Source organism: Halorubrum ejinorense, from assembly GCF_039522565.1.
Classification (GTDB): domain Archaea; phylum Halobacteriota; class Halobacteria; order Halobacteriales; family Haloferacaceae; genus Halorubrum; species Halorubrum ejinorense.
Map to the genome: position 1 here is coordinate 230383 of NZ_BAAADQ010000016.1, position 19237 is coordinate 249619.

The following is a 19237-nucleotide window of genomic DNA, read 5'->3' on the forward strand; positions in this document are numbered from 1 at the left end:
CCTCATCCGAACCCATACGGAATCCAATATCTCCGACAACGTGATGTTCTCCATCGGTCCCGTCTCGGGCAATAGATTGTCGCAGAGAATCAGCTCGTTCTCCCGCATGATCGACCGGTTATTATCAGATACCTACCGGTACGAGGTCGTCGATGGCAACCTCCTTCTCACAGTTGTCGTCGGGATAGCCGAAGGAAACCCCTTGAGGGGTCACGTGTCGAGAACCGCCTCGACGAGGCGCATGTACCACCGGAAGATAAAGAGTTTGCCCTTATCGCCGGAGACGAAACGAATACATCTATTTCGGCCACGTGCGACGGGCAGTCCTGACCCTCGTGTTCAGATAAGCTGATTCCATGCGAAAGCGAACGATCTCAGCCACTCGTCAGCAGTTTCTGCTTGAGCGTTGCTGAAACAATTTGAGAAACAGATAGTTCTACGCTTTACCTCACGAAAGACACGTTCGACACTATTCCGATTTCCATGTCGTTCGTATCTGAAATCCAGATCGTGTTTGCGACAAGCTCGCTGAAGTGAAGATGCGCCATCAACGAGAAAAACTGCGTCATCTACGTCGTGTTTTTCACAGAGTTCAGCAAAAGATAGATCTGCAAAAGCATTATTTCTCGTGGATTCAAGCTTTGTGTGTAGTAGATCGTTCGACTTTGGATCGACGGCAGCGTACAGCCAATACTGTTCACCGTCAAGCTGAATCACAATCTCATCAACCGCAACGTGATTAGGGCTCCGACTGTTTCTGGCTGTAAATCGGCTTTATCACCCCAGTTATGAACGGTAGATCGAACCCGATCAACACCGAATATCTCAAGAAACGAAACAGTATTCGAAAGCGATAATCCAGCAAGATGAAGCTGAATACTGAGCTTCATCAACAGCTTCGGTGTTGCTTCTCGCTCCACAAACTCTAAGTTGATCTCGTCTAAACAGCCGCTGAGGCGGTCGTTTTTGGGCATGAACCACTTTGAAAACGCACCGCCTCACCTTTCAATTCTTATCTGAACACCACCGGCGCAGGCGGCCTCATATATATGAGTGTTCGTATAATTTGGCTTGAACACATCAGATGTTTATTCCGGCGAGTAATACCACATATGTTCTAATATCCGGAATAACCTGTTGCGGCCTTATCCCGCAAGCCCAAGTTGTCAAGATATAAGCTAAAGCTATCTCAAACAAATTTCAGCTTATTAATTAAACGGGTGACATAACAATATACACCCAGTATAGACACCCTCCTGAATAGGACGACTCGGTACAATCGATGCGACGACGAGACGGTTTGTCGCCGACGAATCCTACCGGTCGAAACAGCGATCTGGATCAGTGACGGAGGGGAGGGGGAGACGACGTGAGTCAGGAGAGACGGAGCCAACAACCGGACGACCCCGATACGACACCTGATCGGGACACGACGAGTGGAACAGCGCAGGGAACCGAACTCGACCGCGACGATATCTTCGACGTACTGAGCAACGGGCGGCGGCGATACGCGATCGAGTATCTCAAAGGCCACGACGAGGGGGAGACGATCGAGCTCTCCGACCTCGTGGACTACATCGCCGCCCGCGAGAACGACACCACAGTCGGGCAGGTGGACTACAAGCAGCGGAAGCGGGTGTACTCCTCGCTGCGCCAGACGCACCTCCCGAAGCTGAGCGACTGCGGACTGATCGAGTACGACCGAGACCGAGGCACGATCGGGCTCGCCGAGGGAGTCAGAGAGGTCCAGATGCACTTGGAGTACGTCCCGGCGAACGACATCCCGTGGTGTTATCACTACCTCGGACTGGCGGCCGTTCTGGGGGGCGTCGTCGGCCTCGTGTGGTTCGGCGTGTACCCGTTCAGTGACCTGACGACCGTCGGATTCGGGACGGTCCTCGTCTCGGCGTTCGGCATCTCGGCCGTGGTCCACACGGTTCACACGAAGCGGAACGAGCTGGGATCGGACTTGGAGGTCGAACGATGAGCCGGCGGCCGAGCAGCCGCCGTTCGACGTCATGACCGGCGTTCTCCGAGCGCTCGCTACCGGGCTGCTCGCGGGCGGGCTAGTGCTCGCCCTCGCCGGCACCGCCGGGTTCTCCTCGGCGACGACGGACCGCGAACTGACGGTCGCGACCGCTCCCGACGAGCGCGCGTACGTCGGCTACGACTCGCCCGACGAGATCGTGATCGACGCCGGCGGCGACGCGACTAACGGAAGCGTAGCAAACGAGAGCGAGACCGTGACGCTCGTCACCTTGACGAATCGGTTCGGCGTCGACATCGACGTCACCGGTATCGAGATCGATCGGAAGCCAGACGGTCTCAACGTCACCGTCCGGACCTTACCGTCGGGCATCTCACCGGGCGAATCGAGATCCGAAGCGATCGTGGCAGAAGCCGGGTGCGAGGACGCCTTCGAGGCCGAGCAGTTGTCCGTGACGGTCGAGGTCCGGGGGAACGACGTCGAGGCGGTCGTCTTCGGCGGCACGGGGAATCGAACGATCTCGGTCACCTGTCGGGCGGGGTCCTGAAACCCCGTCCGGGCCATACCGCCCGGCTCCGGATCGCTTTCGCCGTGCTCGTCGTCTCGGACTGACTCTTTAAGCCGAGAGTACATCGCGGCCGACGACGACGGCGGTGTCGGAGAGAAGTAGCGGGAGGTAGATTTGAACTACCGATCTCCGGGTTATGAGCCCGGCGGAATCTCCTGGCTATCCCATCCCGCTATCGTAGCACAATTGCGTGCGACTGTTAAGGGTTCTGATCCCGACGCCGGTATGCGATTCGTCCACGCGTTCGCGACGGTCGGCCACCCGCGCCGGGGCACGAATCCTCCGGACCTCCGCTTCACGGCCGCTTCGTTCACGAGCGTCCGCGTTCCCGAGCGCGTCAGCCGGTCACTCCTCGCCCGCGTCGTCGGACCCGTTCGCTTCCCGCGCCGCCACGGCCTTGGTACGGATCCGCAGCGCGAGGAGGGAGATGGCGCCGAAGCCCACGGGGACGGCGACGTCGGCCGGGTCTCCCGAGAGCGCGCGCCCCGCGGTCAACCCCGCCATCAGCGCGAACATGAACGCCACGAGTCCCGCGATCGGGACCACGTACCCCTCGGTGACCGCCGACCCGCCGGACTCGTCGCTCATCCTCTCACGATCGACGGGCGACGGTAAAAGGGTCCCGCGCCTGCCCGGTCCCTTGCGCCGGCCGCAAACGATTTCACACATCATCGATAGTGATAGACGATGCACAAGCCGCTGCTGACGACGGACTTCTTGGACCGGGCGCGTCGACACTACGGCGACGAGGAAGCCGTCCTCGCGGTCGACGGGACGCGATACACCTACGCGGAACTCGGCGAACGCGCCGATCGATTCTCGGCCGCGCTCCAGGAACGCGGTATCGAGAAGGGCGACCGCGTCGCGGTGTTGGACCCGAACACCCACTACCACTTGGAGGCCGCCTACGGCGCCATGCAGGTCGGGGCGATCCACACGCCGCTGAACTACCGGCTCACGCCGGACGACTTCGCGTACATGCTCTCGGACGCCGGCGTCGACGCCATTTACGCCGACGCCGAGTACGCCGCGAACGTCGAGGCGGTCCGCGACGAGGTGCCGACCGAGACGTTCCTCACGAACGACGCCGACGCCGTCGACGGCGACTGGGAGTCGTTCGACGCGGCGCTCGACGACGCCGACCCGGACGCGTACGAGCGTCCGGAGATGGACGAAGACGAGGTGATAACGATCAACTACACCTCTGGGACGACGGGCGACCCGAAAGGCGTCTGTCGCACGCACCGCGCCGAGACGCTCCACGCGTACCTCATCGCGATCCATCAGGAGATCACCGACGACGACGTGTACCTCTGGACGCTCCCGATGTTCCACGTCAACGGCTGGGGACACATCTACGCGATCACGGGCATGGGCGCCCGCCACGTCTGTACCCGCGGCGTCGACGTCGAGAGCGTCTTCGACCGGGTCCGGACCGAGGACGTCTCGTACTTCTGTGCGGCGCCGACCGTGCTCAACATGCTCGGCGACCACTACGCCGACCGCGGCGGCGCGACGACCGGCGCCAACGACGTGCGGGTCGCCACCGCGGGCGCCGCCCCGCCGGAAGCGACGATCCGGACCGTCGAGGAGGAGTTCGGCTGGGACCTCAAACACGTGTACGGCGCGACCGAGACGGGGCCGCTCGTGACGACCTCTGACGCGAAGCGCTACTACGAGGACGACGCCGCCGACCGGTTCTCGGTCAAGAAGACGCAGGGGATCGGCTACCTCGGCACCAACGTGCGCGTCGTCGACGAGAACGGCGAGGACGTGGCCCGCGACGGCGAGACGATCGGCGAGATCGTCGTCCGCGGCAACCAGGTGATGGACCGCTACTGGAACAAGCCCGAGGCCACCGAGGCCGCCTTCTCGGAGCGGCTGGAGGGGTACTACCACATGGGCGATCTGGCCGTCGTCGACGAGAACGGCTTCGTCTCGATCCAGGACCGCAAGAAGGACATCATCATCTCCGGCGGGGAGAACATCTCCTCGATCGAACTGGAGGACACCCTCTTCGAACACGACGTGGTCTCCGACGTCGCCGTCATCCCCGCGCCCGACGAGCGGTGGGGCGAGACCCCGAAGGCGTTCGTCGTCCCGGAGAGCGGCGACCCCGACGACGCGGGCGCGACGCCCGAGGATCTCAGGTCGTTCGTCCGCGACCGCGTCGCCGACTACAAGACCCCCGGCGAGGTGGAGTTCGTCGAGGAGCTGCCGACGACCGCGACCGGCAAGATCCAGAAGTACGAACTGCGAGAACGCGAGTGGGAGGAGGAAGACCGGATGGTCGGCGAGGGGTAACCGGAGCCGACCGCGCGGTGAGCCGTATCGAGCCGCCGAGGCGGCCGCTCAGTTCTCGCCGGTGTCCGCGCTGTCGTCCCCGTCGTTCGCCGTCTCGTCGCCCCCTGATTCACCGTTTTCGACGCCGTTGCCGTCGGCCTCCTCACCGTCGGTCTCCTCACCGTCGGTCTCGCCGGCGTCTCCCCCGTCTCCGCCGGGACCGTTCGCGTCACCGCGAGAGCCGCTCAGCCGATCGGTGTCGATGTTCACGCCGGGCGGCGTCACGACGAGGAAGCCGCGGAAGTGCATCAGGTCGCCGTCCATGTCCTTCACGTCGCGCGCGAAGCCCGCGGCGAGCTCGTTGAGGTCGCCGTCGATCGACAAGACGAGCGTGTTGCCGTAGTCGACGCTACGGACCCACTCCTCCGGGTCGGTCGTGCCGTCCAAGACGCCGAGGACGACGTCGCCGGCGCCAGCGAACGCCTCGTCCATCCGGCCCTCGGCGTCCCGCAGGTCGAGGTCCCAGTCGCTCATACGTGGGGGTCGACAGGCGACGGCAAAAGCGTTCGGGAGCCGGGCGACCGCCGTGCGAGGATATCGCTGCCCTCGACGGGTGCCCGCGCGGCAGTCACGGTGTGGTTAAGTGCGTTCCCGACCGATCGAGACTATGGAACGCACGCGGCGGTCACTGCTCGCGGCTGGTGCGACGATCGGCGTCGTCGGCGCCGCCGGCTGTCTCGGCGGTGGTGACGGCGGTGACGGTGGTGGCGGCGTTGACGGTGGTAGCGACGGCGGCGACGGCGGTGACGCCGAAACCGATCTCAGCCTCGATACGGGATCGTACGACTGTTCACTCTCCGATCCGGCCGATCCCGACCTCGACTACCGGCCGACGCTCGGGGATCCCGACGCCGACGTGACCGTACAGGTGTTCGAGGACTTCACCTGCGGCCACTGCGCGAGCTACACCCTCAACCACTTCCCGACGATCCGCGAGGAGTACGTCGACACCGGCGATGTCCACTACCAGCACTGGGACTTCCCGATCCCGGTCAACGAGACGTGGGCGGTCCCGGTGGCCAGCGCGGCCCGCGGCGTGGGCGCTCGAAACGGCGACGAGGCCTTCTTCGAGTTCGCCGGCGCGGCCTACGAGTCGCAGGGGAACTACAGCGGCGAGGCGCTCGGCGCGGCGGCCGAAGCGGCGGGCGTCGACCCCTGCGCGGCGATGACCGACGCGAAGTTCGCGACGTACGAGGAGGCCACCCAGAGCGACCGCTCCGAGGGCAGGTCGATGGGGGTCTCGGGAACTCCGGCCGTCTTCGTGAACGGGAACGTGGTCCAGGGGGGGTACGGGTCCGAGACGATCGCGGAAGCGATCGAGTCCGAGCTCTGAACGCGGGCCGGCTTTCGAGTGCGTCCGAGTCGGCGTCGGAAACGCACGCCTCGGAGCGTCGATCTTTTGCCCGTTCGCCGCCTTTTATAAGCCGATGAGCGACGACCGGCACGCCGACCCGTCCGCCGACGGAGCCGCGGCCGACGCCGCGGACCGCCGGCGACTCGGCGCGGTCGTCCTCGCGGTGCTGATCTCGCAGGTCCTCCTCTACCCGGGCGTGCCGGACCTCGTCGTCGCGCTCGGCGCGCCCGCCGGCATCGACGCCGGGATGTGGTTTCTCGTCGCCGAGTTCGGCGCGTTCGTGACGTTCGCCGTCGTCTGGGGCGCGCTCTCGGACGCGCTCGGAGAGCGGGTCCCCCTGATCGTCGTGGGCGCGTTCGGCGGCGCGGCCTCGTACGTCGCGCTCGCCTCGCTGCCCGGGCTCGGGCTCGGCTTCGAGGCCGCGCTCCTCGTCCGAGCGGTCGGCGGCGCGCTCACCATCGCCGCGTTCTCGCTGTCGATCACGCTGCTGATGGACCTGCGCGGCGGCAACGGCCGGAACATGGGCGCCGCCGGGCTCGCGATCGGGCTCGGCGCGGCGGTCGGGTCGGTCGTCGGCGGGTTTCTCGCCGATCTGGGTCCGCTGTACCCGGTGTACGCCGGCGCGGTCGTGCTGGCCGCGGCGGGGCTGCTCGCCGCGACCGTCGACGACCGGCGGCCCGCGTCGGCCGACGCGACGAGCGCCAGCGGCGCCGCGGAGACGGCAGGCTTCCGCGACGTGCTCGCCCGCGTGCGGACGACCCCCGGCCTCCTCGTTCCGCTCGCGTTCGGCTTCGTCGACCGCCTCACGGCCGGCTTCTTCGCCTTGGTCGGCGTGTACTACTTCCAGGACCCGGCGACGTTCGGCCTGTCGGCGGCCGGCGCGGGCGCGACGCTCGCGCTCTTTTTCGTCCCCTTCGCGCTGCTTCAGTCGCCGTTCGGCGCGCTCTCGGACCGGATCGGGCGCTTCCTCCCCGTGGTGGCCGGGTCGCTCGCGTACGGCGTCGTCACCGTCGGCGTCGGTGTGGCGCCCGTCTATCCGATCGCCGCGGGGCTGATGGTGCTCGTCGGGGTCTGCGGCGCGCTGATGGCCCCGGCCACGATGGCGCTCGTCACCGACCTCGTCGCCCCCGAGGTCCGGGGCGCGGCGATGGGCCTGTTCAACGTGTTCGGCTCGCTCGGCTTCCTGACCGGTTTCCTCATCGGCGGGAGCGCGACCGACGCGTTCGGCTACACGCCGGCGTTCCTCGCCGTCGGGGGGCTGGAGTTCGGGATCGCGCTCGCGCTGCTCCCGGCGGTCCGGTCTCTCTCTCCCGGCCCCGGCGTCCTCGGCCGACTCGGCGCGGAGAGCTGAGCGCGCCGCGCGTGCGATCCCGTCGCCGTTCCCGTCCGCGCCGAGGCGAGTCCTTTTACCGGGCGCGTCACCTGCGTTCGCGTAACCGATGGACCTCCTCGTCGTCGGCGCCGGTGAGATCGGGCGCTGGGTCGCCGACACCGTCTCGGCCGACGCCGCGCCCGCCGACGTGAGCGTCGCGTTCGCCGACCGCGACACGGCCGTCGCGGCCGACGCCGCCGACGGACGCGACGCGCGAACGGTTGCCGCCGACGGGGACACCGTCCACGACGTCGTCTGTCTCGCGGTGCCGATGTCGGCGGTCCCGGCCGCGGTCGAGGCGTACGCGCCCCGCGCGGAGCGGGCGATCGTCGACGTCTCCGGCGAGATGACCGACGCGATCGACGCGATGGGAGCACACGCCCCCGGGCTCGAACGCGCGAGCTACCACCCGCTGTTCGCGCCGCCGCGCGTTCCGGGGAACGTCGCGGTCGTCGTCGACGCCGGCGGCCCCGCGGTCGAGGCGATCACCGAGTCGATCGAGGCCGGCGGCAACGAGGTCTTCGAGACGACCGCGACCGAACACGACGAGGCGATGGAGACGGTTCAGGCGGGGGCACACGCCGCGGTGCTGGCGTGGCGACTCGCCGGGAGCGAGGTCCGCGAGGAGTTCCACACGCCCGTGTCGGCCGCGCTCGACGACGTCGCCGACACCGTCACCGAGGGGTCGCCCGCGGTGTACGCCGAGATACAGCGCGCCTTCGACGGCGCCGACGAGCTGGCCGACGCCGCGGCCGAGATCGCCGCGGCGGACGAGGCGGCGTTCACCGCCCTCTACGAGCGCGCCCGCGGCGACGGCGACGCGCGAGACCGACACGAGTAACCCATGATCGACAGAACAGCGGTCCGGAACAACGCGAACTACCTGCGAAACGTCAGACCGATCGACCCCGAGGAGATCGCCGAGTACATCGAGGGGACGCCGCACCCGGCGGTCGTCCGCGAGACCCTCCGCGAGGAGGCGTTCGACCTCCGGCTCCGCGAGCGCGAGGACGGGCGGTTCGTCCCGATCGAAGCGGGGCCGATCGACCCGCCGAACTGGGAGCCCGAAGCGCTCCCGGAGCGGTATTCGTTCGCGCTCGAGGACCTCCTCGTCGCGGAGTACGGCGCCAACTGGCACCGCGGGGACTCCGGCGAGGCGCTCCGCGAGCGCGTCCGCCAGCTGAAGGCCGACTACCTCTACGAGAACGACGTGGAGTACGACCGGGTCGCGGCGCTCGGCTACGCCATCTACCACCTCCCGGCCTACTACGCGACCGTCGGATACGTCCTCGACGACCTCGCCGAGAACGGGCTGCTCGACCGGACGCTCCGCGTCCTCGACGTCGGCGCGGGCGTCGGCGGCCCCGCCCTCGGCCTCCACGACTACCTCCCGGACGACGCCGCCGTCGAGTACCACGCCGTCGAGCCGAGCGACGCGACGGGCGTCCTCGACCGACTGCTGGAGGAGACTGGCCCCAACTTCCGCGCGACGGTCCACGAGACGACCGCCGAGGCGTTCCTCGGGACGGAGAAGGGCGACGCGGCCGACTCCGCGACGGAGGAGCCCTTCGATCTCGTGTTCTTCGGGAACGTGCTCTCCGAGCTCGACGACGCGGTCGCGGTCGCGGACGCGGCGCTCGACGCGCTCGCGTCCGACGGGAGTCTCGTCGCCTTCGCGCCCGCCGACCGCAACACCGCCATCGGGCTCCGTCAGATCGAGCGCGAAGTCGTCGCCTCCGGCGGCGATCCGGGACGCGACGCCGAGATCTACTCCCCGACCTTGCGGCTGTGGCCGGACGCGATACCGAGCGACCCGGGCTGGTCGTTCGACATCGCGCCAGACCTCGCGGTCCCGCCGTTCCAGCGGCGGCTCGACGAGGCCGCTGCCCGCGGCACGACCGACGAGCCGGGTGAGTTCGTCAACGTCGACGTCCAGTTCGCCTACTCGATCCTCCGCCCCGACGGGAAACGTCGGGTGGACATCGAGGCGAGCGCGGAGCGATGCGCGCGCATGGCCGAGTCGGAGCGCCACGTCACCGACCGGGTGAACCTGCTCGCGGTGAAGCTGAGTCACGACCTGAGCGAGGGCGACAACGCGCTCTACCGCGTCGGCGACGGCTCGCAGGCGACCGACCACTACCTCGTCTGTACGCGGGAGACCGCGCTGAACCGCGACCTACGGGAGGCCGGCTACGGCGCGGTCGTCTTCGTCGAGAACGGGCTCGTCCTCTGGAACGAGGACGAGGGCGCGTACAACGTCGTCGTCGACGACGAGACGGTCGTCGATCTGGTCGCGTCCTGAACCGGCCGCGGCGCTCGGTTGCGGAACGCGTCTCTCACAGCTTCACCGCCCCGAATTGCCGAATAACGTGACGTTCTCGGCGCCCACCGCGATGCTAGATCTGTTCGCACCGTCAGCGTCGGTGCCAACCTCGTCCGAACGACGCGCATAGGTATAAGCACCTCATGGATAAACGGCGTGTAATGGCGTTTGGACTCACCGAGACGTTCGTCCGTGTCGTCGGGACATCACCAGTGGTGCAGGCGCTCGCCGGCGGTATCGTCATCGCTTTCTTGAACCTCTTCGGCGCGTCGCTTATCCTCGTCTGGCGGGACCCGTCCGAACGGGCCCTCAACGGGTTGCTCGGGTTCGCGGCCGGCGTGATGCTCGCGGCGGCCTTCACCAGCCTCATAATCCCCGGTATCGAGGAGTACTCCGGCGGAAACCCCATTCCAACGCTTGTCGGCGTGGGCATCGGCGCGCTGTTTCTCGACCGGGCGGACGCACTCGTCCCCCACGCACACTATCTGTTGACCGGGGCCCGTCGAACGGACGCGGCGAAGCCGAGCGAGACGCTTCCGGTCTCCGACCAGCGGGTGGCCGGAGTGGTCCTGTTCATCTTGGCTATCACGCTACACAACATGCCCGAGGGGTTAGCCGTCGGCGTCGGGTTCGGCGCGGCCGCGGGGGATCCGGCGCAGCTCGGGAGCGCGCTGTCGTTGATGCTCGCGATCGGCTTCCAGAACGTCCCCGAGGGGTTGGCCGTCTCCGTGGCCGCGATAAACGCCGGCCTCGACCGTCGGCTGTACGCCGCCGTCGCCGGGATTCGGGCGGGCGTCGTCGAGATACCGTTAGCGGTCCTCGGGGCCGTCGCCGTCGCGACGATCGAACCGCTGCTCCCGTACGCAATGGGGTTCGCCGCGGGGGCGATGTTGTTCGTGATCTCGGACGAAATCATCCCCGAGACGCACAGGAGCGGGTTCGAGCGCACGTCGACGCTCGGGCTCATGGCAGGCGTCATCATCATGCTGTACCTGGACATCTCGCTGGCCGCCTGAGCCCCTTTCAAACCGACCGCGCCGGACTCGGCCACCGCGTCCACGAGGCGGCCGTGACCGACACCGCCGCGTTCTCAGGGCTGTTCGATCAGCTCGGGCCCGTCGACGCTCGGCGAGTTCACTCGCGTCGACACCGGGTGCGCCGTGAGGTCGTCGCTCGGGTACGGGTCGAGGAGGGCGGCCGCTTCGTCCGCGTCACCTCGGAGCCACGCCGCCTCCTCGCCCGCGTCGGGATCGAGGATCACCGCCATGCGGTGATGGAGGTCGGCGACGAGGTCGTTCGGCTCGGTGGTCACGATCGCGAACGACTCGACGACCTCCGGGTCGTCGGTGTCCTCGTCGCCCTCGCTCCCGCCGCCGAAGGCGTCGAGTCCGGTCTGGGTCGTCTCCGGCGTCGGCGGCTCCCACCGCTCGTAGAGACCGGCCATCGCGAACGGCCGGTCGTCGTCGAAGGCGACGCGGTAGGGCGTCTTTCCCGAGCCGCGGTCCCCGCCGACCCACTCGTAGAACCCGTCGGCCGGGACGAGACAGCGCCGCCGCTCGAAGGCGTCGGCGAAGCTCCGCTTCTCGCGGACCGTCTCGGCGCGGGCGTTGATGAGGTCGAACGACTCGTCGGCCCACGACGGGGTCAGCCCCCACGTCATCCGCGACGCCTCGTCCGGGTCCTCGTCGGTGATCACGGGAAGCGACTGTCCCGGCGCGCAGTTGTAGCTCGGCTCGCGGGCGCCGAAGTCGGCGTCGAACCGCGCCGCGAGGTCGGCGGCGGGGGTGAAGAGGGTGTAGCGGCCACACATGAGACGACGGTAGGGCGGCGGACAGTTAAATTCGTGACGCGGCACGACGCTTTCGCGGCCGGTCACCGCCAGGCGGGTCGCCCGTTCTGCCGCGTGTGACTCGGCCTCTCAGTGAGCCGGAGTGAGTCGGGACCGAGGCCCTTCGCCTTCATTGCCTCTGTCGCGGTACGGCGGCCCTCTCGGGTCGGTTAATCCGGGGAGCGTCCGTTTCGCCCACCTTTTTATATAATTAATATTCATGATTAACCTACGGTTGTCGATAAAGATGAACAAGAGAACGCTCGTACTGTTTGGCGCAGCGATCGGGTTGGTTCTCGTCGGCGGCGTCGTGGGGTGGTGGGGTCACACCGCCGGCGGCGACGTGACGATCCAAGAGACACAGATCGAGACGGAACAGGGAACGATCGACGGGTACCTCTACGTCCCGCCCGAGGCCGCGGCGGACGACCTGGCCCCGGGAGTGCTCGCGATCCACGGGTACATCAACAGCAAGGAGACGCAGGCCCCGTTCGCGATCGAACTGGCCAGACGAGGTCACGTCGTGTTGGCCATCGACCAGACGGGGCACGGCTACTCCGACCCGCCGGCGTTCTCGCAGGGCTGGGGCGGTCCGCCCGCGCTCGAGTACCTCTCGGAACACGAACTCGTCGACCCCGACCGGATCGCGATCGAAGGCCACTCGATGGGCGGGTGGGCGTCGGTCGCGGCGGCCGCCGCGCATCCGGACTCGTACGAGTCGATGGTTCTCGCCGGGTCCGCTACCGGGTCGTCCGGCGCGCCGACCGGTAACGCGACCTTCCCGCGGAACCTCGGCGTGGTGTACGCCGAGTACGACGAGTTCCACCGACTGATGTGGGGAACCGAGTCCGCGCCGGCCACGCCGGGAAGCGAGAAGCTTCAGAACGTCTTCGGCACGGACGAGCGGATCGAGACCGGCCGGATCTACGGCGACTTCGAGGCGGGGACCGCCAGGGCCCTCTACCAGCCCTCGACGACCCACCCCGGAACGCACCACTCGCCCACCGCCGTCGCCCACGTCGTGGAGTGGATCCAGCGGACCACGGGCGGTGACACGACGCTCGACCCGGACGACCAGATATGGCACTGGAAGGAACTCGGCACCGCCGTCTCGCTCTTCGGCGGCTTCCTGTTCCTCTTCCCGGTGATCGGGACGCTGTCCGGAACGGGGCCCCTCGCGTCGGCGACGCGGCCCCTCCCGGAACCGGTCGCGGAGCGTGATCGCGGCTGGGGGCTCTCGGTCGCCCTGACCGCGCTCCTCCCGGTGGTGACCTACTACCCGCTGATGCTCCTCGGGAGACAGGGGCTCCCGGTGACCGCGCTGACGCCGCAAAACGAGACGAACGGGATCGCCGTGTGGATGCTGGGGAACGCGGCGATCATCGCCGCCCTCGTCGGCGTCTGGCACCTCCGTAGCGACCGGACGCTCGCCGACGCGCGAGCCCGATACGGGCTCGACACCGGCGACGGCGTCGGGACGCTGGCCAGGTCGGCCGCGATCGCCGGCGGCGTCGCGCTCGCGCTGCTCGCGCTGCTTTTCGCGTTCGACGCGGTCTTCCGGCTCGACTTCCGGGCGTGGCTCCTCGCGTTGAAGCTCCCGAGCGCGCTCCACCTGCGAGTCGGTCTCGGCTACTTCCCGGCGTTCCTCGCCTTTTTCGTGGCGCTGGAGGTCCTGCTCCACGGCCGACTCCGGACCGCGGCGACGACCGAGTCGCTCCGGCGGGCGCTCGCCGAGAACGTCGCGCTACTCGCCGGTCCCTTCGTCGCCTTCCTCGGCGTCCAGTACGGGTACCTGTTCGCGACCGGCGCCCTCCCGGTGCCGCTCACCGCGCTCCAGACCATCATCGCCTTCCAGTTCGTCGGCGTGCTGGTCGGCGTGGGCGCGGTCTCGACGTACAGTTTCCACCGGACCGGCCGCGCGTGGGTGGGGGCCGTCCTCAACGCCCTGCTCGTGACGTGGCTCGTGGTCGCCTCGCAGGCGACTCACCTGCCCCTCTGACGGGGCGACCGACCGCCGGCCGCCTCAGTCTCGGTCCCCGAACACGTCCCACCGGTCGGCGATAACCCCGTCGACGCCGGCCCGGAGGAGCCGCGCCGCGTCCGCGCCGTCGACCGCGGTCCACGCGTTCACCGCCAGTCCGGCCTCGTGTGCCGCCTCGACGTAGCCCGGCTCGGTCGCGAGGTCGATGGCGGGGTGAACCGCGACGCAGCCGAGGTCGACCGCGCGACCGACCGCGCGCTCCGGACCGCTGTCGGCGACGAGCAGCGCCCGGTCGGTCTCCGGAGCGCGCTCCCGAAGCGACTCCAGTGCCCCCGAGAGAAACGACGAGAACCACACCGCCGCGTCCGCGCCGCGAGCGACTTCGAGCGCGTCGGCGGCGACCGCCGCCTCCTTGAGTTCGACGTTGACCGCGGTCCCGTCCGGCACGGCGGCCAGCGCCTCGCCGAGCCGCGGGATCGGTTCGTCCGAGTCGAGGACCGTCAGCTCGCGGAGTTCGTCCCAGTCGGTGTCGGCGACGCGACCGGTGACCCCGGTCAGCCGGTCGAGTTCGGCGTCGTGGCAGACGACGAGTTCGCCGCTCCCGCAGCGCCGGACGTCGACCTCGACGGCGTCGACGTGCGGCGACGCGCGCGCTATCGCCGCCACCGTGTTCTCCGGGTACTGGGCGGCGCAGCCGCGGTGGCCGATCAGCGCCACGCCGTCCGCGCCGCGCCCCGTCCGGTCGTCCTCGCTCATCCCTCGGTCCCCGTCGGTCACGTCCTCGCTCATCTCTCGGTCCCCATCGGTCACGCTTCGTCTCGGGCTTGGACCGTGTTAGCCTTTCCCGTCGGTGACCGCGCCGACGCTCCCGTCGACTTTTTCACCGCGCGTCGCTCCGGAACGGACATGCGCATCGAGAACAGCTTCATCCCCGTCGAGGGGGTGGGCGAGACGACCGAACGACGCCTCTGGGAGCGAGGGGTCACGACGTGGGACGCGTTCGACTCCGGCGTCGACGTGCCCGGACTCGGCTCGACGACCGCGGACCGGATCGAGTCGTTCATCGCGGAGGCGCTCGCGCGCCTCGACGACGGCGACGCCGCTTACTTCGACCGAGAGTTCCCCTCGGGGGAGCGCTGGCGGCTCTACGAGAACTTCCGCGAGGAGACCTGCTTCTTCGACATCGAGACGACCGGCCTCGACGAGCGGCGCGACCGGGTCACCACGGTGAGCTTTCATCAGGGCGGCGAGACGACGACGCTCGTCGCGGGCGACGACCTCACCGCGCGGCGGCTCCGCGAGCAGTTCGCGGACGCCAGTCTGCTCGCGACGTTCAACGGCGCGCGCTTCGACGTGCCGTTCCTGGAGACCTCCTTCGACCTCGACGTCGACACGCCGCACCTCGACCTGATGTACCCCGCGAAGCGAGTCGGCCTCTCGGGCGGACTGAAACCGATCGAGAAGGAGCTCGGCATCGACCGCGACCGTCCCGACATCTCCGGGCGCGACGCGGTCCGGCTCTGGCGGGAGTACGAGCGCGGCGACGAGGACGCCCTGTCGACGCTCGTCTCGTACAACCGCGAGGACGCGGTCAACCTCCGAGCGCTCGCGGACGCCGTCTGCGAGGCGCTCGACGACGAGGTGTTCGTCGCCGGCCCCGATGGACCCGAAAGCTGAGGCGGCGACGGACCGCGCGGCGGAGCGTCGCTACCGGCTTCGAACGATTCCGCTGGACCCGACGACGGCGGCGTCTCCGTCGACCGCGTTGAGGTTCTCGCCGGTCGGCGTTTCGAGGACGAACCGTTCGTCGGGCGTCAGCTCCTGAACGACGCCGCCGCTGCCGACGACGTACCCGGCCTCGCCGTCCGTCCGGGTCAGGACTCGTCCGCGGCGGTCCCGGCCGCGTCCGCTCCGGCGTCGGGCTTCACCGTCGCGGTCTCGTCCGCCGACGCGTCCGCGGTCTCGTCGCCCGCCTCACCGTCGTCGGAATCTACGGATTCGACGTCGTCTGCCTCGGTATCGGCCGCCTCGTTGGCCTCGGAGCTCCCTGACTCGGCACTCTCGGTGTCGTCCGCGTCCTCGGCCTCGGCGTCGCCCGACTGGTCGTCCTCGTCGGCCGTCTCCTGGACTAGTTTCATTTCCCCGCGCGCCCGGAGGGTACCCTGAATCTCCGCGCCGTCGTACACCACGAGGTCGCCGGCGGACACGTCGCCGAGTACGCGCGCGCCGGCCTCGACGGTCACGGTCCCGCCGCGGGTGGTCACGTCGCCGTGGATCACGGTGCCCGCGCCGACGGTAACGTCGTCACGGGCGCGCAGCGAACCGAACACCTCGTTGCGCTCGCCGACGCGGATCGACTCCGCGCGGAGGTTGCCGTGGAGCCGGCAGTCGTCGCCGACCGTCGCCGGGGTCGACACGCGCCAGGCGTCGTCGGATATCTCGGCGCTCCGCGGGACCAACAGTGGGTCGCGGACGTCGTCGCCGTCCGCGAGCGCCTCCGCCAGTTCGCCGGCGGCGTCGGTCTCGCCGACGCGCAGCAGCTGCGAGAGGACGATGAAGTAGAAGACGATGGTCGGTACGGGGTTCCGGATGACGATCCAGCCGTTGGCCTCGAACCCCTCCTCGATCGTCACGTCGTCGCCGATGTCCAAGTCGCCAGAGACCATCAGACGACCGGTGACGGTGACGCGTTCGCCGAGGTAGGCGTCCTCGCCGACCAACACGTTCCCGTCGACGGAACACCAAGTGTCGAGCCGGCAGTCGCCCTCGGCCTCGATGTCGTTGGCGACGCTCACGCGCTCGCCGATCGCGACGTTGCGGCCGCGAACGCCGAGCTCGACCGTCGACTGCCCGCCCACGAGCACGTCGCCGTCGACGACGAGGTCGTGCTCCTCGACGGTCGTCCCCGAAGGGATCGCGAGCTCGTCTATCGGTCCGTCTCCTCGCAGCGACACACCGGGGAGCAGTCGCCCCGCGGGTATAAACGGTACGGGGCGTCGGACGAGCGTCGGACGCGTCCGGGTTCGGTCGTCAACGACTCCCGCACGCCCCGGATGCCGCTGCGCTTTTCAGTGCGCCCCCGAAGAGACGCGTATGGGATTTGGATCGTACGACGAGAGCGAACAGAAAGACCAAGACGTCGACACCGACGAGGACGACGCGGTGAACGTCCACGAGAACGACCACGACGGCGAGGTGTCGATCGAGGGCGACGCCGACACCGACGACCTCGTCGGCCGCCTCTCCGAGATGCGCGACGGCGACGACGACTGAAACGTCCGCTTGCGGCCGCTAACGCGCTCAAAAAGCCGGAACACGGACAACGCTAACTGACCGTGGGTGTGCGTATCGGTCGCACACTCGGTTCGGATTTATTTTCCGCCACCCGCTTTGATACTGTATGGCACGGAAACGCAACCGAACCCCTCGATCCGGCCGTCGAACGCGCTCCCGTCGTCGGAGCCGCGGACGCCCCGGTGGTCGATTCGACAGAACCGATGACGCCGCGGCAGACGACCGCGGCGAGGACGCCTCCGCCGCGACGGTCGCGCTCGCGCGCCGGCTCTGCGCGAGCGGGAACGGACAGGCCTGCGAGATGCTCGAACGACTCTGCGAGTCCGGCTACGACGCCGCCTGCGACGCGACCTGAGGCCCTCGGCGCGCGGGACAGGGCCGGCACCGGAGTCCGACACCCGGCGGCCGCCCCCGACAGTGCGTGTTCCTTATCACCTCGTGTAAACTACTCGGAACCATGAGCACCGACCTGACGTTCACCGACCGCGGCGTCGACGTCGTTTATCGGGGAACCGAGTTCGAACTAGAGAAGACGCTGATAGAGGAGGCGACCGGGAAGTCGTACCGCGACGTCACCGACCACGAAGTCCTGACCATCGTCGCCGAGGACCCGGAGTTGGACGGCGAGCCGGTCCGGATCGGCGACGTGCTTTGACACCCTCCCCGCGCTGAAGCGCGAGGATTCCCACGGCACCGCACCGCTGGGTTGGGATATTGTGGTTTACGACGTGATCTGTTCTTGAGGTGCGAACGCACCAGTTTCCTTGTCAAACAAGAACGTCGATGGCTGTGCCAACCAGCCGTTACTCCTATCACCGCCATCCGTGGCGGGACTTGGAGATACTTTCTGCCGAATGTTCTCAGCCCCGTTCACATCTGCGTTCGCTACTGTCCCGCACTCATCGCAGACATACAGTCCGCGTTCAACACGGTTGGCTTCACGCTTCCGACCACAGCACGAACACGACTTCGAGGTATCCTGCTCAGACACTTGTTCAACCGTGATACCTTCCATTTCGGCTTTGTATTCGAGAAGGTCTGTGAAACGGTCGAACGCCCACGAGTGTAGATCAAGATTTCCGTGCTTGCCCCAGTCCTTCGACCTGTCGTTCTCCTCATCCTCACGGATGCCGGAGAGATCTCCCACCACGATAGTTCCAACCTCCTCGTCAACACACCGCTGGACGATATGTTTCGAGAGTGTGTGGAAGTAGTGGGTACGGCGAGCCGACTTCTTCTGGTTCAGCCGGGTGGCCTGCTCGGAATTCGAGTCGTCGCACCGAGCGATTCGCTTGCTGAAGTAGTAGTCGTCCTGTTTCAAGCAGTTCAGCGGGTACAGCTCGCTGTGACCGTCTTCATACGCGAGCGCGGCAAAGTTGTTAATACCGAGATCAACACCCACCGTCTTCTCACCGGGGCCATCACCCACGTCGATCTTGACCTTACAGACGAAATGTAGTTCCCACTCGTTGCCTGTCCAGACAATCTTGGCTTGTTGGACGTTCTCCACGGCGGAGAGGTCAACGTCGGGGCGAGTCCGGTACTTACACAGGACAAAATCCGACCAGTACTCTTTCAAGTTCGATCCTTTTGAGAGTCGGACGCGGTTGTACTGGGTGTCGAGTTTGAAGCCAGCGGCTTTGAACGTGACTGTGGAACGCGGGTGTTCGTCGCCGCGTTTACGGTAGCCGGGCGGGTTCGCTCTCGTGTCTCCGTTACGTCGTTTGCCGTACCAGCCGTTGAACGCCTCAGCGAGTTCTTGAAGGACTCGCTGACTTGACTGCGAATGCAGGTCATCATAGCGTTCGTGGGTTTTGAGGTACGTGGTGAGTTCGTTGTGGTTCGGGATGTGATCGATTTTATCCCAGATCCGACTACACGTCCACCGTCCGACGTTCCAGAGCTTACTGGCTGCGAACCCGAGCGAATCAAGGTCGTCTTGCACCCGAGACTGGTCCCGTATGGAAGCAGTATAGGTGCGGGTAACGACCTGTTTCGCCATACGTAATCTATGTAGACTAACTTACTTGAAGCTGTGTATTTGCTCAGCGTGGAATATCCAGCCGTGCCATCGAACGGTGGACTGTGAAGGGTAGTGTCGGATTCATCCCCGCGCTAAAGCGCGAGGCTTTCTCCTCGATTCTCCGTAAGCGTGCGAGCAGCCCGGACGCTTTTCCACTCGCCTCG

Annotated in this window: 18 protein-coding genes, 1 tRNA gene and 2 pseudogenes; 13 read left to right on the forward strand and 8 right to left on the reverse strand. The window is 67.2% G+C overall.

Annotation, left to right across the window (positions count from 1 at the left end; genetic code table 11):
- Positions 1-339 precede the first annotated feature (339 nt).
- A pseudogene (locus ABDZ89_RS16590) lies at positions 340-974 on the reverse strand (IS6 family transposase).
- Positions 975-1369: 395 nt separating this feature from the next.
- Here ABDZ89_RS16590 and ABDZ89_RS16595 point away from each other — a divergent pair.
- Positions 1370-1987, forward strand: coding sequence for a DUF7344 domain-containing protein (locus ABDZ89_RS16595; protein ID WP_343780834.1), 618 nt, complete (start codon positions 1370-1372; stop codon positions 1985-1987).
- A 31-nt stretch (positions 1988-2018) separates the two neighbouring features.
- Positions 2019-2534 (forward strand): hypothetical protein, encoded by a 516-nt coding sequence (locus tag ABDZ89_RS16600; RefSeq protein WP_343780836.1) that lies wholly within the window; start codon positions 2019-2021, stop codon positions 2532-2534.
- A gap of 120 nt (positions 2535-2654) precedes the next feature.
- Here ABDZ89_RS16600 and ABDZ89_RS16605 read toward each other — a convergent pair.
- Together ABDZ89_RS16605 and ABDZ89_RS16610 are read right to left on the reverse strand one after the other, a co-directional pair.
- Positions 2655-2729 (reverse strand) — tRNA-Met (locus ABDZ89_RS16605).
- Positions 2730-2900: 171 nt separating this feature from the next.
- The gene (locus tag ABDZ89_RS16610) at positions 2901-3143 is read right to left on the reverse strand and encodes a hypothetical protein (protein WP_343780838.1); all 243 of its coding nucleotides are present in this window, start codon (positions 3141-3143) and stop codon (positions 2901-2903) included.
- A gap of 99 nt (positions 3144-3242) precedes the next feature.
- Between ABDZ89_RS16610 and ABDZ89_RS16615 the strand changes: the two genes are divergently transcribed.
- Complete coding sequence (locus ABDZ89_RS16615; protein ID WP_343780841.1) at positions 3243-4859, forward strand: long-chain-fatty-acid--CoA ligase; 1617 nt, start codon at positions 3243-3245, stop codon at positions 4857-4859.
- Between the two features lie 135 nt (positions 4860-4994).
- Here ABDZ89_RS16615 and ABDZ89_RS16620 read toward each other — a convergent pair.
- A pseudogene (locus tag ABDZ89_RS16620) lies at positions 4995-5372 on the reverse strand (DUF5779 family protein); the annotation flags it as partial.
- Between the two features lie 133 nt (positions 5373-5505).
- Between ABDZ89_RS16620 and ABDZ89_RS16625 the strand changes: the two are divergent.
- From ABDZ89_RS16625 to ABDZ89_RS16645, 5 genes are all read left to right on the forward strand, one after another.
- A complete protein-coding gene (locus tag ABDZ89_RS16625; RefSeq protein ID WP_343780846.1) occupies positions 5506-6231 on the forward strand; it encodes a DsbA family protein in 726 nt (241 codons plus the stop codon).
- Between the two features lie 94 nt (positions 6232-6325).
- Positions 6326-7603, forward strand: coding sequence for an MFS transporter (locus ABDZ89_RS16630; RefSeq protein ID WP_343780848.1), 1278 nt, complete (start codon positions 6326-6328; stop codon positions 7601-7603).
- Positions 7604-7691: 88 nt separating this feature from the next.
- Positions 7692-8465 carry a prephenate dehydrogenase gene (locus ABDZ89_RS16635; protein WP_343780850.1) on the forward strand — a complete coding sequence of 258 codons (774 nt, stop codon included), beginning with the start codon at positions 7692-7694 and terminating at the stop codon, positions 8463-8465.
- Between the two features lie 3 nt (positions 8466-8468).
- The gene (locus tag ABDZ89_RS16640) at positions 8469-9926 is read left to right on the forward strand and encodes a small ribosomal subunit Rsm22 family protein (protein ID WP_343780852.1); all 1458 of its coding nucleotides are present in this window, start codon (positions 8469-8471) and stop codon (positions 9924-9926) included.
- Positions 9927-10108: 182 nt separating this feature from the next.
- Positions 10109-10963 carry a ZIP family metal transporter gene (locus ABDZ89_RS16645; protein WP_343780854.1) on the forward strand — a complete coding sequence of 285 codons (855 nt, stop codon included), beginning with the start codon at positions 10109-10111 and terminating at the stop codon, positions 10961-10963.
- A 74-nt stretch (positions 10964-11037) separates the two neighbouring features.
- Here the strand turns inward: ABDZ89_RS16645 and ABDZ89_RS16650 are convergent, their stop codons facing one another.
- Positions 11038-11757, reverse strand: a complete 720-nt coding sequence (locus ABDZ89_RS16650; RefSeq protein WP_343780856.1) for an SOS response-associated peptidase — start codon at positions 11755-11757, stop codon at positions 11038-11040.
- 265 nt (positions 11758-12022) lie between these two features.
- On the opposite strand from ABDZ89_RS16650, the gene ABDZ89_RS16655 reads away from it, so the two are divergent.
- Complete coding sequence (locus ABDZ89_RS16655; RefSeq protein WP_343780859.1) at positions 12023-13774, forward strand: alpha/beta hydrolase family protein; 1752 nt, start codon at positions 12023-12025, stop codon at positions 13772-13774.
- A gap of 24 nt (positions 13775-13798) precedes the next feature.
- Here ABDZ89_RS16655 and ABDZ89_RS16660 read toward each other — a convergent pair whose 3' ends face one another.
- Positions 13799-14512 (reverse strand): glycerophosphodiester phosphodiesterase, encoded by a 714-nt coding sequence (locus ABDZ89_RS16660; protein WP_343781001.1) that lies wholly within the window; start codon positions 14510-14512, stop codon positions 13799-13801.
- 150 nt (positions 14513-14662) lie between these two features.
- On the opposite strand from ABDZ89_RS16660, the gene ABDZ89_RS16665 reads away from it, so the two are divergent.
- On the forward strand, positions 14663-15433 hold the full coding sequence (locus tag ABDZ89_RS16665; RefSeq protein WP_343780861.1) for a ribonuclease H-like domain-containing protein: 771 nt from the start codon (positions 14663-14665) through the stop codon (positions 15431-15433).
- Positions 15434-15630: 197 nt separating this feature from the next.
- Here ABDZ89_RS16665 and ABDZ89_RS16670 read toward each other — a convergent pair whose 3' ends face one another.
- Positions 15631-16710 carry a polymer-forming cytoskeletal protein gene (locus ABDZ89_RS16670; protein ID WP_343780863.1) on the reverse strand — a complete coding sequence of 360 codons (1080 nt, stop codon included), beginning with the start codon at positions 16708-16710 and terminating at the stop codon, positions 15631-15633.
- A 139-nt stretch (positions 16711-16849) separates the two neighbouring features.
- Between ABDZ89_RS16670 and ABDZ89_RS16675 the strand changes: the two genes are divergently transcribed.
- From ABDZ89_RS16675 to ABDZ89_RS16685, 3 genes are all read left to right on the forward strand, one after another.
- Complete coding sequence (locus ABDZ89_RS16675) at positions 16850-17029, forward strand: DUF5786 family protein (RefSeq protein WP_343780865.1); 180 nt, start codon at positions 16850-16852, stop codon at positions 17027-17029.
- A gap of 127 nt (positions 17030-17156) precedes the next feature.
- Entirely contained in the window at positions 17157-17405 is a 249-nt protein-coding gene (locus ABDZ89_RS16680) for a hypothetical protein (RefSeq protein ID WP_343780867.1), read from the forward strand.
- A gap of 102 nt (positions 17406-17507) precedes the next feature.
- Positions 17508-17705 (forward strand): DUF5800 family protein, encoded by a 198-nt coding sequence (locus ABDZ89_RS16685; protein WP_343780870.1) that lies wholly within the window; start codon positions 17508-17510, stop codon positions 17703-17705.
- Positions 17706-17771: 66 nt separating this feature from the next.
- On the opposite strand, the gene ABDZ89_RS16690 is transcribed toward ABDZ89_RS16685, so the two are convergent.
- On the reverse strand, positions 17772-19052 hold the full coding sequence (locus tag ABDZ89_RS16690; RefSeq protein WP_343780872.1) for an RNA-guided endonuclease InsQ/TnpB family protein: 1281 nt from the start codon (positions 19050-19052) through the stop codon (positions 17772-17774).
- Positions 19053-19237: the final 185 nt, after the last annotated feature.

Bases quoted from the DNA above. Each gene is read 5' to 3' on its own strand.
- ABDZ89_RS16640 (WP_343780852.1), top strand. From the start codon at position 8,469: ATGATCGACAGAACAGCGGTCCGGAACAACGCGAACTACCTGCGAAAC.
- ABDZ89_RS16665 (WP_343780861.1), top strand. From the start codon at position 14,663: ATGCGCATCGAGAACAGCTTCATCCCCGTCGAGGGGGTGGGCGAGACG.
- ABDZ89_RS16615 (WP_343780841.1), top strand. From the start codon at position 3,243: ATGCACAAGCCGCTGCTGACGACGGACTTCTTGGACCGGGCGCGTCGA.
- ABDZ89_RS16680 (WP_343780867.1), top strand. From the start codon at position 17,157: ATGGCACGGAAACGCAACCGAACCCCTCGATCCGGCCGTCGAACGCGC.
- ABDZ89_RS16660 (WP_343781001.1), bottom strand. From the start codon at position 14,512: ATGAGCGAGGACGACCGGACGGGGCGCGGCGCGGACGGCGTGGCGCTG.
- ABDZ89_RS16685 (WP_343780870.1), top strand. From the start codon at position 17,508: ATGAGCACCGACCTGACGTTCACCGACCGCGGCGTCGACGTCGTTTAT.
- ABDZ89_RS16655 (WP_343780859.1), top strand. From the start codon at position 12,023: ATGAACAAGAGAACGCTCGTACTGTTTGGCGCAGCGATCGGGTTGGTT.
- ABDZ89_RS16675 (WP_343780865.1), top strand. From the start codon at position 16,850: ATGGGATTTGGATCGTACGACGAGAGCGAACAGAAAGACCAAGACGTC.
- ABDZ89_RS16645 (WP_343780854.1), top strand. From the start codon at position 10,109: ATGGCGTTTGGACTCACCGAGACGTTCGTCCGTGTCGTCGGGACATCA.
- ABDZ89_RS16625 (WP_343780846.1), top strand. From the start codon at position 5,506: ATGGAACGCACGCGGCGGTCACTGCTCGCGGCTGGTGCGACGATCGGC.
- ABDZ89_RS16690 (WP_343780872.1), bottom strand. From the start codon at position 19,052: ATGGCGAAACAGGTCGTTACCCGCACCTATACTGCTTCCATACGGGAC.
- ABDZ89_RS16610 (WP_343780838.1), bottom strand. From the start codon at position 3,143: ATGAGCGACGAGTCCGGCGGGTCGGCGGTCACCGAGGGGTACGTGGTC.
- ABDZ89_RS16635 (WP_343780850.1), top strand. From the start codon at position 7,692: ATGGACCTCCTCGTCGTCGGCGCCGGTGAGATCGGGCGCTGGGTCGCC.
- ABDZ89_RS16630 (WP_343780848.1), top strand. From the start codon at position 6,326: ATGAGCGACGACCGGCACGCCGACCCGTCCGCCGACGGAGCCGCGGCC.
- ABDZ89_RS16600 (WP_343780836.1), top strand. From the start codon at position 2,019: ATGACCGGCGTTCTCCGAGCGCTCGCTACCGGGCTGCTCGCGGGCGGG.
- ABDZ89_RS16650 (WP_343780856.1), bottom strand. From the start codon at position 11,757: ATGTGTGGCCGCTACACCCTCTTCACCCCCGCCGCCGACCTCGCGGCG.